Genomic DNA, 15,233 nt, shown 5'->3' on the forward strand with positions numbered 1-15,233 from the left:
ACGCCATCTGCAATGCCTTCGGGTTTGGTGGTGTGAATGCCAGCGCGATCTTCAAGCGCTACGAGGGCTGAAACGGGCTGCGCTCGGCAATACGACACGAGCTACGACTGCGCCGGCTTCGGGGCGCTAAACAGCAGCTACGAGCTACGAGCTACGAGCTACGAGCTACGAGCTACGAGCTACGAGCTACGAGCTACGAGCTACGAGCTACGAGCTACGAGCTACGAGCTACGAAAAGGGCCAGCGACTGACGTCGCTGGCCCTTTTCTCGCAATAAGCCCGTGTTGGCTTTCGCGGCTCGCGATTTCAGGCCATCGTGTCGACGATCCCACCTTCGACCCGCATCGCCGCGCCGGTGGTGGCGCTGGCCTGGGGTGAAGCCAGGTAGACGCTGAGGTTGGCGACTTCCTCGACCTCGGCGACTCGCTGGATGATCGACGACGGCCGGTTCTCCTTGACGAAGTTGGCTTCCGCCTCGGCCTCGCTGATGCCTTGCTGCTGGGCGATGTCGGCAATCATCTTGCCCACGCCTTCGGACTTGGTCGGCCCGGGAAGCACCGCGTTGACCGTGACCTGGGTGCCCGCCAGAACCTTGGCCAGTCCGCGCGAGATCGACTGCACGGCGCTCTTGGTCATGCCGTAGTGAACCATCTCCGCCGGGATGTTGAGCGCGGACTCGCTCGACAGAAACTGGATTCGACCCCAGTCGCGCTGCTTCATGCCCTGGGCATAGTGGCGCGACAGCCGCACCGCGCTCATCACGTTGACGTCGAAGAACTGCTGCCACTCGTCATCGGGAATCTCGAAGAAGTCCTTGGGCCCGAAGATGCCGACGTTGTTGACCAGAATATCGCAGTCCGGCTTCTGCTCGATCAACGCCTGGCAACCCTCGGCCGTGCCCAGATCGGCGGCCACGCCGTCGAGGGTGGCGGCCGGGAGTTCCTGCTTGAGGGTGGCGATGGCGTCGTCGACGCGCGCCTGGGTCCGGCCGGTGACGGTCACGGCGGCACCGGCGCCTGCCAGGCCCTTGGCGATGGCCAGCCCGATGCCGGCGGTGGACCCGGTGACGATAGCGGTCTTGCCTGTCAGATCGATTTTCATCAGATGTCTTCCTTAGCGGTTTGGGCTTAGCAGTTTTGACTTAGCGGCTTTAACTTAGCTGTTGCGGCTTTGCTGTTTTGGCCTGCGCCTCGCCGGCCGTGAGTCTGCGGCGATGGTGATCGGCGAGGGGATGGCTCCCACGAAAGTGGCAGAGGTACACTCCGACATCGGGGCAGTCGTCGCGAACACAACCCGTGCGATGACGCTCGACGACTTTTCAGACAAACCCAAATGCTTTTATCGGGTAGCCGGTCAGTGGCAGCTAGTCAGTGGCGGCACTTCGATGACAGGGTCAATGACGGCCCTCGTGGCAACGGGGCGCTTTTCGCAATTCGCCGTCCCATCGCTGAAAGCCGCGAGGCCGTCGCCTCCTTATACTCATTCGACATACTTATTCGACACCCCCTAACCTCCAGGGAGAGAGACATGGCCGCGAGCCCGACACGTGACGATTTCGACAGCTACATGACCCCCAACTATTCGCCGCAGCAGGCGATTCCGGTGCGCGGCGAAGGCAGCCGACTGTGGGATCAGGCGGAGAAGGAGTACATCGATTTCGCAGGCGGCATCGCGGTCAATGCGCTGGGGCACTGCCATCCGGCCCTGGTCAATGCGCTGACCACCCAGGCCAACAAGCTGTGGCATCTCTCCAACGTCTATACCAACGAGCCGGCGCTGGCGCTGGCCAAGCAGATGGTCGAGCGGACCTTCGCCGACAAGGCATACTTCTGCTCTTCCGGCGGCGAAGCCAACGAAGCGGCCTTCAAGCTGGCGCGTCGCTGGGCGTTCGACAACTTCGGCGAGAAGAAGCACAAGATCATCTCGTTCAAGCAGGCGTTTCACGGCCGCACCCTGTTCACCGTCAGCGTCGGCGGTCAGCCCAAGTATTCCGAAGGTTTCGGCCCGATCCCGGGCGGCATCGTTCACGCCGAGTTCAACGATCTCGACAGCGTGCGCGCGCTGATCGACGACGAGACCTGCGCCATCGTGGTCGAGCCGATCCAGGGCGAAGGCGGCGTGACGCCGGCAACGCCGGAATTCATGCGGGGCCTACGCGAGCTGTGCGATCAGCATCAGGCGCTGCTGGTAGTCGACGAAGTGCAATCCGGCGTCGGCCGTACCGGCAAGCTCTATGCCTACATGCACTATGACGTGACGCCGGACATCCTGACCACGGCCAAGGCCCTGGGCGGCGGCTTCCCGATCGGCGCGATGCTGACCACCGATCGCGTCGCGCCGTCGCTGGCGGTGGGGACGCACGGTTCCACCTACGGTGGCAACGCGCTGGCCTGTGCCGTGGGTCTGGCGGCGCTGACCACCATCGACACGCCGGAGGTTCTGGAAGGCGTCGAGCGTCGTCACGCGCTGTTCCGCGAGCATCTCGAGGTCATCAATCGCAAGTACGGCGTGTTCAAGGAGATCCGCGGCATGGGGCTGCTGATCGGCGCCGAGATGAGCGACGACTTCCACGGCAAGGCACGGGATATTCTGCCGCTGGCCCTCGAACAGGGGCTGATGATTCTGGTCGCCGGTCCCAACGTGCTGCGCATGGCGCCGTCGCTGGTGATTCCGGAAGCGGATCTTCAGGAGGGCATGGCGCGGCTCGAGATCGCCATCGGGCAGCTCGTCAACCCATCATGATCGCCTCCGATATCGTCTCCAGTGGCATGGATGATCCCGCGGCGCGAAGCGTGGGCAACCTGCTGGTTCGCCCGGCGCAGTCGGGCGATCTGGCCGCAATCGAGCGGCTTGCCGGTGGCGCCACGCCCCGGCTGACCAATCTTCCCGCGCATCGTGACCGGCTCGAGGAGCGGATTGCCCGCTCCTCGCGCGCGCTGGCCCACAACGTCGACTTCCCTGGCGACGAGCTCTACACCTTCGTGCTCGAGGATCGGGACCTGGGCGAGATCGTCGGCACCGCCAGCATCCGGGCGCAGGCGGGGGCGCAGGACGCCTACTACACCTATCGTCAGGAAACCCTGATCCACGCCTCGCAGCAGCTCAATCTGCGCCACGAGGTGCAGACGCTATCGCTCTCCCACGAGATGTCGGAAGTCTCGCTGCTGTGCGCGCTGTCGCTGGATTCGCGCTACCGCGGCACCAGCGCGGCCACGTTGCTGCGCCGCGCCCGGCTGATGTTCATCGCCCAGTATCCCGAGCGCTTCGCGCAGACGCTGGGCGTGGCCTTTCCGGGCTATCTCGACGAGGAGGGCAGGTCGCCTTTCTGGGACAGTGTCGGCCATCACTTCTTCGAGCAGGGCTACCACGAGATCAACCTGCTGGCGGGTGTACGCTCTAAGAGCTTCATCGCCGAGGTGATGCCGCAGTTTCCGCTCTATCTGCCGCTGCTGACGCCCCAGGCCCGCGCGGCGATCGGACGTGAACATCCGGATCATGAACAGGCGCTGCAGGAAATGCTCGCCGAGGGTTTCGTGCGCTCGCGCCACGTCGATATCTTCGACGCCGGACCGGTGGTGAGAGGCGAGCGTCAGCGCCTGCGCACGTTGACCCACTGCGGCTGGCATCCGGTACGGATTCGCCCGGCGGCCTCGTTGCCGGATGCCGAACCGGCGATGGTCGCCAATCAGCAACTGGCCGATTTCCGCTGCACCGTCGCGCGCTATGCGCTCACGCCGACCGGTCAACTGATGCTGTCGGAAGAGCAGGCGGCGCTGCTCGGCGTCGAAGAGGGTCGTGCCGTACTGGTCGCGCCGCTGGCGCTACCCAATGTCGAAGACGCGCTGGACGAGGGAGAACTGTAATGCGCCTGCGACCCATTGGGCATCACGATATCGACGAACTGCAGGCGTTGGCGCAGGAGACCGGTGTCGGTTTCACCTCGCTGCCCAACAGCCGTGAATTTCTGAGCGCCAAGATCGACAACGCGGTGGCGGCGTTCGAAGGCCGCGTCCCCGAGCAGGAACGGCTCTATTTCTTCGTGCTCGAGGACGAGCAGAGCGGTGAACTGGCGGGCTGCTGCGCAATCGAGGCCGAGGTCGGCCGCGAGACGCCGTTCTATCATTACCGCGTTGGCAAACTGGCGCATTCGTCGGTCCAGCTCGATCTGCACCGCACCATCGATACGCTGTTTCTGAGCTCGGATCACACCGGCGATGCCGAAGTCGCCTCGCTGTTTCTGCGTCCGGCCTATCGCCGCGATCGCAACGGCACGCTGCTCTCCAAGGCGCGCTGGCTGTTCATGGCGGAGTTCCGCGACTGTTTTCCGGCCAAGGTGCTGGCGGAGATGCGCGGCGTGTTCAGCCCCGACGGCGTCAGCCCGTTCTGGGACAGTCTCGGCAGCCACTTCTTTCCGATGGAATTCAAGCAGGCCGACCAGCTCACCGGGCTGGGTCAGAAGAGTTTCATCGGCGAGCTGATGCCGAAATACCCGATCTACACGCCGTTTCTGCCACAGGCGGCGCGGGAGTGTATCGGCCAGGTCCACGAGCACACCCGGCCCGCGCTGGAGATGCTGAAGAAGGAAGGGCTGCGCTGGGAAGGCTATATCGACATCTTCGATGGCGGGCCCACGGTTGAGGCCTATATCGACGACGTTCGCGCGATCCGCCACTCGTCCTGCGTCACGGTCGAGGTCAGTAGCGAGCGACTGGAGCAGTCCGAACGCCCCGGCTGGATGGCGGCCACCACCGGGATGAGTGATTTCCGCTGCAGCTGGATCGGCCGCGGCCCCAGCGAGGACGGAGTGATCACGCTGACCACGGCGGAAGCCGAGCGGTTGAACGTGACCAGTGGCGATGCCTTGCGGGTGCTCGAGTCCTGAGTGCCGACTAGCAGCCGACGCAATTTCCAGAACAACCAGGAGTGATGTATGCACGCCAAGCAACAACTGCTGATCGACGGTCATTGGATCGATGGCGCCGCTGCGCGGTTCGATAAGCGCGACCCCATCACGGGCGACACGTTATGGCAGGCCGCAGCGGCCTCACCCGAGCAGGTCGACGAAGCGATCGCAGCGGCACGGCGTGCGTTCCCTGGCTGGGGGCGGCGGCCGTTCGCCGAGCGTCAGGCCGTGGCCGAGCGTTTCCGCGACGAGCTGGAAGCCAATCGCGAACCGCTCGCCCTTAGTATCGCCCATGAGACCGGCAAGCCGATCTGGGAAGCGCGCACGGAAGTGGGCGCGATGATCGCCAAGGTGGCGATCTCGCTCACCGCCTATCACGAGCGTACCGGCGAGCGCGCCCGCGATGCCGGCGGTACACGGGCGGTATTGCGACACCGCCCGCACGGCGTGCTGGCGGTTTTCGGCCCCTACAACTTCCCGGGGCATCTGCCCAACGGCCATATCGTGCCGTCGCTGCTGGCCGGCAACTGCGTGGTGTTCAAGCCCAGCGAACAGACCCCGATGACCGCTGACCTGACCCTGCAGTGCTGGGAGCGGGCGGGCCTGCCTGCCGGTGTGATCAACCTGGTCCAGGGCGCGGCGGAAGTGGGGCAGGCTTTGGCCGGCAACGCCGATATCGACGGCCTGCTGTTCACCGGCAGCGCCAAGGTCGGCGGGCTGCTGCATCGTCAGTTCGGCGGTCAGGTCGGCAAGATCCTGGCGCTGGAGCTGGGTGGCAACAACCCGCTGGTGGTCAAGGACGTGCGTGATCTCGATGCCGCCGTGCTGACCATCATCCAGTCGGCGTTTCTCTCCGGCGGTCAGCGCTGTACCTGTGCACGTCGTCTGATCGTGCCGCAGGGAGAATCCGGCGATCAGCTGATCGAGAAGCTGGCGCGGACACTGGCCGAACTGCATGTGGCCGAGCCCTTCAGCGAACCGGCGCCGTTCTATGCCGGACTGGTCAGCCCGCAGGCGGCGGAAGGTCTGCTCGAGGCCCAGCGCGACCTCGAAGCCCGCGGTGGCCGGGTGCTGGTGCGGATGCAGTCGCTGCAGGCCGGCACCAGTCTGCTGTCGCCGGGGCTGGTCGATGTCACCGGCTGCGACGTGCCCGATGAAGAGCACTTCGGCCCGCTGCTCAAGGTCGATCGTTACCGGAGCTGGGACGAGGCGATCGAACTGGCCAACGCTACCCGCTACGGACTTTCGGCCGGACTTATCGGCGGGGACCAGCCGGATTGGGACGACTTCCTACTGCGGATTCGGGCCGGCATCGTCAACTGGAATCGTCAGACCACCGGGGCCTCCAGCGATGCGCCGTTTGGCGGGATCGGCGACAGCGGCAACCATCGCCCGAGCGCCTATTACGCGGCGGACTACTGCGCCTATCCGGTCGCCTCGATGGAGGCCGATACGCTGACCCTGCCCGCGGCGCTGCCGCCCGGCATTCGGCTATGAGCGATTCCGTCAGCAATGCCATTAGCCATGCCATTAGCCATGCCATTAGCCAAGACATCAGCTACGCCACCAGTCAGGCCACAAGTGGAGTTACGCGATGAGCGACACGACGAACGCTTTCGCGCCGGACGTGCGTGAAGTCAATTTCGACGGCCTGGTCGGCCCGACGCACAATTACGCCGGGCTGGCCCACGGCAACGTGGCCTCGATGCGCCATGGCGGGTTGGCCTCCAATCCGCGCGAGGCGGCGCTGCAGGGCCTGGCCAAGATGAAGTCGCTGATGGACTCAGGCTACGCCCAGGGCGTATTGCCGCCGCAGCAGCGCCCGGATCTGGGTGCGCTGCGTGCCCTGGGGTTTGGCGGCAGCAACACCGAGATACTCGCGCGAGCCGCGCAGGAAGCGCCGCAGCTTCTGCGCGCGGTGTGTTCGGCCTCCTCGATGTGGACCGCCAACGCCGCCACCATCACGCCGGGTTTCGATGCTCCGGACGGTCGCGTGCACTTCACGCCGGCCAATCTGCAGTCGAGTTTCCATCGCTATCTCGAACCGGAAACCACCGGCCGCGTGCTGGCATCGATTTTCCGTGACGAGCGCCACTTCGCCCACCACAGCGTGCTGCCGGCGACGCCGGCGTTCTCCGACGAGGGTGCGGCCAATCACACCCGCCTGTGTGGCGAGTACGACGAGGCCGGCGTGCATCTGTTCGTCTACGGCCGACAGGCCTTCGGCGGTGAGCGCGCCCCCCAGCGCTATCCGGCGCGACAGACGCTGGAAGCGAGTCAGGCGATCGCGCGTCAGCACGGGCTCGAGGATTCACAGGTCGTCTTTGCCCAGCAGCATCCGGATGCCATCGACGCGGGCGTCTTCCACAACGACGTGATCGCGGTGGGCAACGGGCCGGTGCTGCTCTATCACGAGATGGCGTTTCTCGACGAGGAGAAGACGCTGGAGGCGCTGCGCTCCCGAATGGCTTCCCCGCTGATACCGGTACGGGTGCCCAGCGAGGCGATCAGCCTCGAGGACGCGGTCTCGACCTACCTGTTCAACTCGCAGCTGTTGTCGAATCCGGATGGCAGCATGACGCTGGTGGTGCCGGGGGAGTGCCAGGAGAACGAGGCTGTTTGGCGAACGATTCAGGATCTGCTGCTGGCGGGATACAACCCGATCAGCGAAGTGACGGTCAAGGACGTCAAGCAGAGCATGCGCAACGGCGGCGGCCCGGCTTGCCTGCGTCTGCGGGTGGTGCTCTCGGCGGCCGAGCGCCAGGCGCTGAGCGGACGGGTGCTGCTGAACGATGCGCTATATGCCGACCTGGTGGGCTGGGTCGAGCGTCACTACCGTGACAGCCTGACCCCGGACGAGCTGGCCGACCCCCGGCTCGCCGACGAGACGCTCACCGCGCTCGACGAACTGACCCGGCTGCTGGGCATCGGCAACGTCTATCCGTTTCAGATGGGGTCGTAGACCGGCCGGTCAGCCCTGGCCGGCGGCGCCGCCGACCATGCCGCTGCGCAGGTCGGCGCCACTCTGGCTGTTTTTGACATGCTGGCCCACGACATCTTCCGGTGAACCGGCCATTTCCCGGAACATGCCCATGGAACCGAGTAGCGCCGAGGACTCGTAGGGCACGAACACCCGCTCGCCATCCTTGGCCATGGTCGGTAGCGCCTTGATGTAGCTCTGGCCCAGCAGATAACCCACCACGGTGCGCTTGTTCTCCTCCGTCTCGCCGATGGCATTGAGCACCAGCTTGATCGATTCCTGCTCGCCCTGGGCGCGCAGGATGGCGGACTGCTTGTCGCCTTCGGCGTTGAGAATCGACGATTCGCGCTGACCCTGCGCCATGGCGATGGCAGCAGATTTCTCGCCCTCGGCTTCGGTCACCGTCGCGCGCCGTTTACGTTCGGCGGCCATCTGCAGGCGCATGGCGCTCTCGACCTCTTCCGGCATGGCGATGTCCTGCACCTCGACCCGGGAGATCTTCACGCCCCATTTGGACGCGGGCTCTTCCATGGCGGACTGGATCGCGTTATTGACCTCGGCGCGGGATTCGAACAGCTTGTCGAGCTCCATCTTGCCCACCACCGAACGCAGCGTGGTCTTGGCCAGCACCTCGACGGCCTGACTCATGTTGGCGACTTCATAGACCGCCCGCTTGGGATCGATGATCTGGTAATAAAGCGCGCCGTTGATGGTGACCGTCACGTTGTCGGTGGTGACCACCGGCTGTCCGGGGAAATCCATGACCGTCTCGCGGCGGTCGATACGGATTTCGTCGGTGGCGATCGGGTAGTACTCTTCTCCCTGCTTGCGGTAGCGGATCATGCTGATGGCGCGAGGCTGCTCGATGAACGGGATGATGAAGTTGATCCCGCTTTCGAGCAGCCGGTTGAAAGAGCCCAGACGCTCCACCACCATCACCTCCGACTGGCGAACGATCACCAGCCCCTTGACGATGAGCAGCACGCCGATAGCGACGATGATCAGGCTGAGAATCAGCCCCGGGCTGGCAAAGAGATCCATATGCGTTACTCCGTTGGGCTTTTCAGCGTCACGATGGCCTCGGTGCCGTCGAAATGCTGAAAGATGACCGCGCTGCCCAGCGGCAGTTCGGTCGTGTCGGTGTCGGCGACTCGCAGTCGATAGAAATCGCCGTTGATCTTGAGTCCGGTCGCGCCGTCGAAATCGCGCTTGAGGGTACGATATTCATGGCCTTTCTCGACCCCGGTGCCGGTCGTGCCGTAATCCACACCCGGTGGCGAGAACCAAGGGCGGATCACCTTGATGACCAGCGGCAGCAGCACCCCGGCGACGATCCCCAGGCCCAGCAGTTGCCAGGTCATCGACGCCCCCAGCCAGGCCAGCAGCGCCGCCACGGCCGCCGCGATCGCCAGCGCCAGCAGCACCAGCGCGCCCGAGGCCAGCTCCGCCAGGCCCAGCAGCAGCGCAATGCCCAGCCACACATAAGCCACGTTCCAGTCCATATCGGTCCTCGGTGATCGAGTCGGGAGGAAACTTCTCGAGGTCGGCGCTCGATGCCGGCCGGCGCCCGGGGCTCGTCAGTTTCGCTGAAAAGCGGTCCAGAAGGTTGCCCGCGTCGGACAGAACAGCGTATCAGAGATCGTTACGCCAAAGAGGATAGTGATCACCCTCGATGCGCATGCGAGAAATAATGTGAAGATCACGGCGTGCTCGGCGGGGCAAGTCAGTCATCGCCCAGCTTGACCATCTTCGGCCGGCCGATCAGCACGCCGGCGACGCTCTGGGCGGCGAGCAGCACGATTAGGAAGATCAGCGACAGCTGCCAGTCGCCGCTCAGGCCGTGCAACGTGCCGAACAGCAGCGGCCCGCTGGCGCCCATCAGATAGCCGATGCTTTGGGACATGCCCGAGAGCATGGCGGCGTGCTGCGGCTGTCGGGTGCGCAGCACGATCATGGTCAGCGCGAAGGCGAAGCAGCCGCCCTGACCGGCACCCAGCAGCAGCGCCCACAGCAGCGGCGAGGCGGTCGGGGCCAGCAGCAGGCCGAACAGCGCCAGCGCCACCAGCGAACAGAGCCCGAGCACCAGCAGGCTGTGATGGGTCAGCCGCGAGGCCAGTCTGGCGACGACGTAGCTGCCCGGGATGCTGGTGAGGTTGATCAGCGACAGCATGATCCCGGCGGTCGCCACCGGAACGCCGGCCTGAATCGCCACCGCCGGCACCCAAGTCTGCAGCGTATAGAAGCTCAGCGACTGAGCACCCATGAACAGCGTCAATGTCCACGCTACCGGGCTTCGGAACAGCCGCGACATCGGCGGTCGTCGGCTCGATGCTTGCTCGGCGGGGGCCAGCGAGATCGCCACGCGCCACCACACGATGGCGGAGCCGATGCCGAAGGCGGCCCACAGCCAGATTGGCGTGGACCAGCTTCCCGACAGATTCATCAGCGGAATGGCGCTGCCGGCGCTGATCGTGGCGCCGACGCCCATCATCACCGTATAGAGCCCCATGGTGCGGCCGAGTCGATCACCGCGATCACGTTTGACCAGGCTCGGCATGAACACGTTGCCGAAGGCGATGCCCATCCCCGCGCACAGGGTGCCGAGCAGCATGACCGTCAGGCTCTCGATACCGCGCAGCACGCCGCCGATGGCGATCAGCGTGATCGCGCAGGCGATGGCCCGGTCGAGGCCGACGCGATCGGCGAAGCCCGGCGCCAGCGGTGACAGCAGCCCGAAGCAGAGGATCATCCCGGTGGTGAAGAGGCTCGCCGTCCCCGCGCCGATGGAGAGCGTCGACATGATCGGATCGAGCACCGGTCCGATGACGACGATCGGCGCACGCAGATTGATCGCTGCCAGACCGAAAGCGACGAGCCATAGCCAGGCGGGTAGCGGGGGACGAGAGAGCGAGGCTGACGGCACAAGCGATCACCGAGTCATGAGCGGGCCGGCATCTTATCATCGTTGATCGGCGCATCGATGCTTGCACGTGTAAAGTGATCGTTTTACACTCAGTGCATGGACATTCGCACACGACTCATTTCGACCGCCGAGCAGCTCTTCGATCGCCACGGCTTTACCGCCACCGGGATGGACCGGCTGACCCAGGCCGCCGGCATCTCGAGCCGCACGCTCTACAAGCACGTCGGCAGCAAGAATGGCCTGATGGCCGCGGTCCTGAACGAGCGCGACCGTCGCTTCCATCGGCGGATCGACGCCGTCAGCGTCGATGCGCTGTTCGGCGCGCTGGAAACCTGGTTCGCCGAGGAGGGCGCAAGAGGATGCCTGTTCCTGCGGGCCTGGGGCGAGACCGGAGGTAGCGTTCCGGAGATCGCCGAGGTGATGGCCCGGCACAAGGAGCGCCTGCGGCAACGCATCGACGACATCGTCGTGGCGGAGATGGGACACCGCGACGACGAGCTGGCCGAGGCGATTCTGCTGCTGTTCGAAGGCGCGACCCACGCCGCGACCTATCGTGGCGGTGCGGCCGTCGATGGTGCTCGCCGGGCAGCACGGCGGTTGATCGCAGGCGCGCGCGCTGAGGGAAGCACTGCCTAAATGCCTACGCGGGCGAATCGCTGCGTTGCGCGGTGCTCGAAGGATTGCCTAACCCCATGTTATGTCTCGCCTTCTGTGCTCCGTGCGTCTTGCGCTTCATCCCGCTCGCCGATTGATTCAGCGCTTCCTTAGCGGATTCTGCTCGGGAAAGCCGTGCCAGTCTGGCGAACCATCCCTTGATGGTCCGAAAACACCACGGCGCCATTCTCCGGTTCAAGGCCGGCGGATTCGTTACGACCGTAAGAAAAACGATCATTTTACACCACGACTGTCGTCTGGACGTTTCGGTAGCGTTCAGCACTTCAGCAAGGAGGATTCCGATATGAACCGCCAGGAACTTCGACTCATCGTTGCCGGCACAGCGCTGATTGGCGTGAGCTACGGTTTGGCGCGCTTTGCCTACGGGCTGTTTCTGCCTAGCATGCGCGAGGACGTCGGGCTGAGTTCGGCCATGGCCGGGGCGATCGGCAGCGGCGCCTACGTTGGCTACTGTCTCGCCATCGTGGCCAGTGCAATGCTGGTGGAGCGTTTCGGTGCCCGGCTGATGGCCGTCGCTGCCGCCCTGATCGCGGCGGCCGGCATGGCGGTCGTTTCGATTAGCGAGAGCCCGCTGTTGCTGGCCGGCGCCATTCTGCTGGCGGGAACGAGTACCGGATTGGCCTCGCCACCCATGGCCCAGGCCGTCGCTCGCGCGATCCCGGAAGCCCGCCAGAGCCGGGCCAACACCATCATCAACGCCGGGACCAGTCTCGGCGTTGCGATCTCGGGCCCGGTGGCATTTCTCGCCACCGGCCAATGGCGAGTCGCCTACGCCGCGTTCGCGATCACCGCATTGGTGAACGCCGTGCTATTGCTCCTCAGCGTACCGCGACCCCCGGCCACCGAGACGCGTGTCAACGTCGCGCCCAAGGCAGGCAAGGATTCTTCCCAGCAAGAAGGTCGTCAGAACCGAGGCGGTTTATGGCGGGCGCCGGCATGGCGAGTGATGTTGGCCGCAGCGGGCACGGGAATCGCCAGTGCCGCCTACTGGACGTTCTCGAGCGAAGCGGTCGTCACGCAGGGGAATTTCGACCAGACAGTGGCCAATATCGTCTGGATTCTGATCGGCGTTGCAGGTCTGGTCGGGGGGCTGGCGGGGGATCTCGTCAAACGTTTCGGCCTCGACGTCGTTAATCGCGGGTCGCTCGGCGCACTGGCGCTCTCGCTCTGTCTGCTGGCGTTGTTGCCTGCCAGCCTGCCGGCGATGCTCGTTTCGGCGACGCTTTTCGGTGGTGCCTATATCATGCTCACTGGCGTCTATCTGGTCTGGGGGATCCGGCTCTACGCGGACCGGCCCGCCATTGGTCTTGGCCTGCCGTTTCTGATGATCGCCGTGGGCCAGATCGTCGGCTCGCCGCTGGCCGGCTATCTGATCGGCAGCCGGGGATACGCCTTCTGCTTTATCGTCTTTGCGCTGATTGCCGTGGCGACGATGCTGGTTGGATACCGGGCGGACGGACCGCGGAGCGACGCGGCAACGGATCGAGGCGATTGTGCTCGGCGAGAGGAGCCACGAGCCCAGCAGCCTTCGATCCCTCGCTTCTACATGCCGGCCATGCCGCCGCTGGGGTTGATCGAAAATATCGGCCGCAGCTTCAAAGGCGGGCTCGGCTCGGGCATCGACAGACGCTGCAGCCGTCGATAGGCGGCTCTGAGCGGATCAGTCTCCCAGCATCGCTTCCACGACACTCGCGTGTTGCAACAGCGCGGCATCGTCGCCCTGGGGGCGCGACAGCATCAGGCCGATCGGCAGGTCGGCACCGGTCGGGAAGTAGGGCAGCGAGATCGAAGCCGCGTCGAGATAGTTGAAGACGCTGGTATTACGCAGCGCCAGCCGGTTCGCCCGCTGGAACGCGGCGGCATCGTTTTCGAGTTCGGCTCGCTTTGGCGGCAACGTCGCTACCGTCGGCAGAAGCACAGCGTCGAAGCCGGCCATCTCGGCCGCGAAGCGCCGCTGCCAGCCGGCCCGCGGCCATAGACGCTGGAGGTAATCCGCGGCGCTGATATCCCGACCGCCGTTCAGACGCTCGGCGATCAGCGGATCGTAGTCCGCCTCGGCTTGCGCGAGCTGCTCGCGATGCAGCGCCGCCGCTTCGGGCACCACCAGGCCGCCTTGCTGATTGATCGCCAGCGCGCCGTCGACGGCCTCGAAACTCAGGCGTTCGATGTGACATCCCTTGGCTTCGAGCGCGGCCACGGCCGCTTCGAAGCCGTCGCGGACGGCGTCGTCCAGCTCGCTCAGCAGCCCGCCATCGGCAATCGCCAGGCGTAGCGGCCGCGGGGCGGAATTCAGCGCCGGCATTGGTCGCTCGGCCAGCACCGACCACAGCCGCGCGCAGCAGTCGACGCTGGGCGCAATCGGGCCGACGCAATCCAGGCTCGGCGCGAGCGGGTAGGCACCTTCGCCGGGCACGCTCTGCTGGCTGGGCTTGAAGCCGGTCAGCCCGCAGAACGCGGCCGGTATCCGCAGCGAGCCGCCGGTGTCGCTACCCAGCGTCGCCGCCGCCAGGCCAAAGGCGACCGAAGCCGCGCCGCCGGAGGTCGAGCCACCGGTGATACGCTCGGCGTCGAACGGGTTGGGCGGGGTGCCGAAATTATGATTGAGTCCGAGCCCCGAAAACGCGAACTCGCTCATGGTGGTGCGTCCGGTCAACAGCGCGCCGGCGCGACGGAGGCGGGTAACCGAGGGCGCATCCGCCGTGGCGGGTGCGCTATTACCCAGCACCCGGGAAGCCGCCTGGGTCACTTCGCCGTGGACATCGAACAGATCCTTGATGCTGATCGGAATGCCGCCCAACGACTCGTTCGGATCGATCCGCGTGAGCCGGTCACGCAGCTTGCCGGCATCGAATTCGATGAAGGCCGTGGCGGTGACGTCGGGCATCGTCTCCGCCCGTTCGATCAACGCCTCGAGTGCGTTTGCCGGCGTGAAGTCGCCGGCGTCTAACGCTGCCTGCCAGTCCGCCAGCCGCCGTCGACGCGGCGGCCGAGCCCAGAACGCTGTCGCGGCATCCTGCGGCGTCTCTGATGAGCTCATTGCGCCACCTCGAGTTCGATGACGGTGTAGACATGACTGAGGCGGCGATCCAGCACCGGGTCGTTGAGCGTCATCGAGAAGCAGGCGCTGGGGCGGATGCCGCCGATCGCTGGCACCGTTCCACACAGCAGCAGCGTGTTGGGCGCGAGGAATTCGCCCTGCTTGAGGGCGGCGGGCAGTTTGGCCAGCAGCGTGTCGACGTCGAGCAGCTCGGCGAGCGTGCCTTGCTGATAGGTGACGGTGTGGCCGTTCTCCTCGATCTCGCTCGAAAGCTCCAGCGAGTCCCAGTGGTCGCGGATCTCTTCCAGCGCCCACGCCTGCGTGGCGACCGGCTTGGCACAGAGCTGCTTGGACTCTGCCACGCCCACGGCTTCCAGCTTGCGGTCGGTGTGATCGGAGGCCAGCGTTACCCACAGCCGGCCTTCGCTATCACTGACCAGACAGACCTCGGCTTCGCCGGAGCCTTCGCCGCCGAGCATCTCGACGTCCGGCGCCTGGGTCAGCAGCTGGGCGCTGGCACGATAGAACAGCGGCACGCTAGACGGCGGCTTGACGCCGAGCTCGGCCAGCTCCTCGATATGGTGCTGCACGCCGGCCTGATCGCGGCCGGCCCAGCCGGCGATGGCCAGGCGCTGAGGTGAGAGAGTGAAAGTGCCCTGCGGGGTTTCGAAAGTCAGCATGAGATCGTTTTCCTGTTCAAGGGTGCGTCATTGAG

General features: G+C 65.4%; 13 protein-coding genes. 7 read left to right on the forward strand and 6 right to left on the reverse strand.

All coding sequences use genetic code 11. The annotated features are described in order from the left end of the window. Positions 1–306 precede the first annotated feature (306 nt). The gene (locus BTW08_RS02575) at positions 307–1,101 is read right to left on the reverse strand and encodes an SDR family oxidoreductase (RefSeq protein WP_075560960.1); all 795 of its coding nucleotides are present in this window, start codon (positions 1,099–1,101) and stop codon (positions 307–309) included. A gap of 426 nt (positions 1,102–1,527) precedes the next feature. Between BTW08_RS02575 and BTW08_RS02585 the strand changes: the two genes are divergently transcribed. The 5 genes from BTW08_RS02585 (at position 1,528) to astB (ending at position 7,865) form a co-directional block, all read left to right on the forward strand. Continuing rightward, positions 1,528–2,742: an aspartate aminotransferase family protein gene (locus BTW08_RS02585; protein ID WP_075560962.1), complete on the forward strand. Its 1,215-nt coding sequence runs from the start codon at positions 1,528–1,530 to the stop codon at positions 2,740–2,742. Positions 2,743–2,768: 26 nt separating this feature from the next. Further along, positions 2,769–3,863: an arginine N-succinyltransferase gene (locus BTW08_RS02590; protein ID WP_075561145.1), complete on the forward strand. Its 1,095-nt coding sequence runs from the start codon at positions 2,769–2,771 to the stop codon at positions 3,861–3,863. Continuing rightward, on the forward strand, positions 3,863–4,882 hold the full coding sequence (astA, locus tag BTW08_RS02595) for an arginine N-succinyltransferase (RefSeq protein WP_075560963.1): 1,020 nt from the start codon (positions 3,863–3,865) through the stop codon (positions 4,880–4,882). The genes BTW08_RS02590 and astA overlap by 1 nt, the downstream gene beginning before the upstream one ends. Positions 4,883–4,930: 48 nt before the next feature. Next, positions 4,931–6,400, forward strand: a complete 1,470-nt coding sequence (astD, locus tag BTW08_RS02600) for a succinylglutamate-semialdehyde dehydrogenase (protein WP_075560964.1) — start codon at positions 4,931–4,933, stop codon at positions 6,398–6,400. 97 nt (positions 6,401–6,497) lie between these two features. Next, entirely contained in the window at positions 6,498–7,865 is a 1,368-nt protein-coding gene (gene astB, locus BTW08_RS02605) for an N-succinylarginine dihydrolase (RefSeq protein WP_075560965.1), read from the forward strand. Between the two features lie 9 nt (positions 7,866–7,874). Here astB and BTW08_RS02610 read toward each other — a convergent pair whose 3' ends face one another. The 3 genes from BTW08_RS02610 to BTW08_RS02620 all read right to left on the reverse strand — a co-directional run bounded on the left by BTW08_RS02610 (position 7,875) and on the right by BTW08_RS02620 (position 10,806). Continuing rightward, the gene (locus tag BTW08_RS02610; protein WP_075560966.1) at positions 7,875–8,924 is read right to left on the reverse strand and encodes an SPFH domain-containing protein; all 1,050 of its coding nucleotides are present in this window, start codon (positions 8,922–8,924) and stop codon (positions 7,875–7,877) included. A gap of 5 nt (positions 8,925–8,929) precedes the next feature. Then, positions 8,930–9,385 (reverse strand): nodulation efficiency, NfeD-like protein, encoded by a 456-nt coding sequence (locus BTW08_RS02615; protein ID WP_075560967.1) that lies wholly within the window; start codon positions 9,383–9,385, stop codon positions 8,930–8,932. A 221-nt stretch (positions 9,386–9,606) separates the two neighbouring features. Next, positions 9,607–10,806 carry an MFS transporter gene (locus BTW08_RS02620; RefSeq protein ID WP_075560968.1) on the reverse strand — a complete coding sequence of 400 codons (1,200 nt, stop codon included), beginning with the start codon at positions 10,804–10,806 and terminating at the stop codon, positions 9,607–9,609. Between the two features lie 96 nt (positions 10,807–10,902). Between BTW08_RS02620 and BTW08_RS02625 the strand changes: the two genes are divergently transcribed. Both BTW08_RS02625 and BTW08_RS02630 read left to right on the forward strand, forming a co-directional pair. Further along, positions 10,903–11,442, forward strand: a complete 540-nt coding sequence (locus tag BTW08_RS02625) for a TetR/AcrR family transcriptional regulator (RefSeq protein WP_075560969.1) — start codon at positions 10,903–10,905, stop codon at positions 11,440–11,442. A gap of 322 nt (positions 11,443–11,764) precedes the next feature. Continuing rightward, on the forward strand, positions 11,765–13,126 hold the full coding sequence (locus BTW08_RS02630) for an MFS transporter (RefSeq protein WP_075560970.1): 1,362 nt from the start codon (positions 11,765–11,767) through the stop codon (positions 13,124–13,126). 15 nt (positions 13,127–13,141) lie between these two features. On the opposite strand, the gene BTW08_RS02635 is transcribed toward BTW08_RS02630, so the two are convergent. Next, positions 13,142–14,518: an amidase gene (locus tag BTW08_RS02635; protein ID WP_075560971.1), complete on the reverse strand. Its 1,377-nt coding sequence runs from the start codon at positions 14,516–14,518 to the stop codon at positions 13,142–13,144. Then, on the reverse strand, positions 14,515–15,198 hold the full coding sequence (locus BTW08_RS02640; protein WP_075560972.1) for a DUF2848 domain-containing protein: 684 nt from the start codon (positions 15,196–15,198) through the stop codon (positions 14,515–14,517). Before BTW08_RS02640 ends, BTW08_RS02635 begins: the two co-directional genes overlap by 4 nt. Positions 15,199–15,233 lie beyond the last annotated feature (35 nt).

Origin of the sequence: Salinicola sp. MH3R3-1 (assembly GCF_001937155.1) — a bacterium.
Taxonomy (GTDB): domain Bacteria; phylum Pseudomonadota; class Gammaproteobacteria; order Pseudomonadales; family Halomonadaceae; genus Salinicola; species Salinicola halophyticus.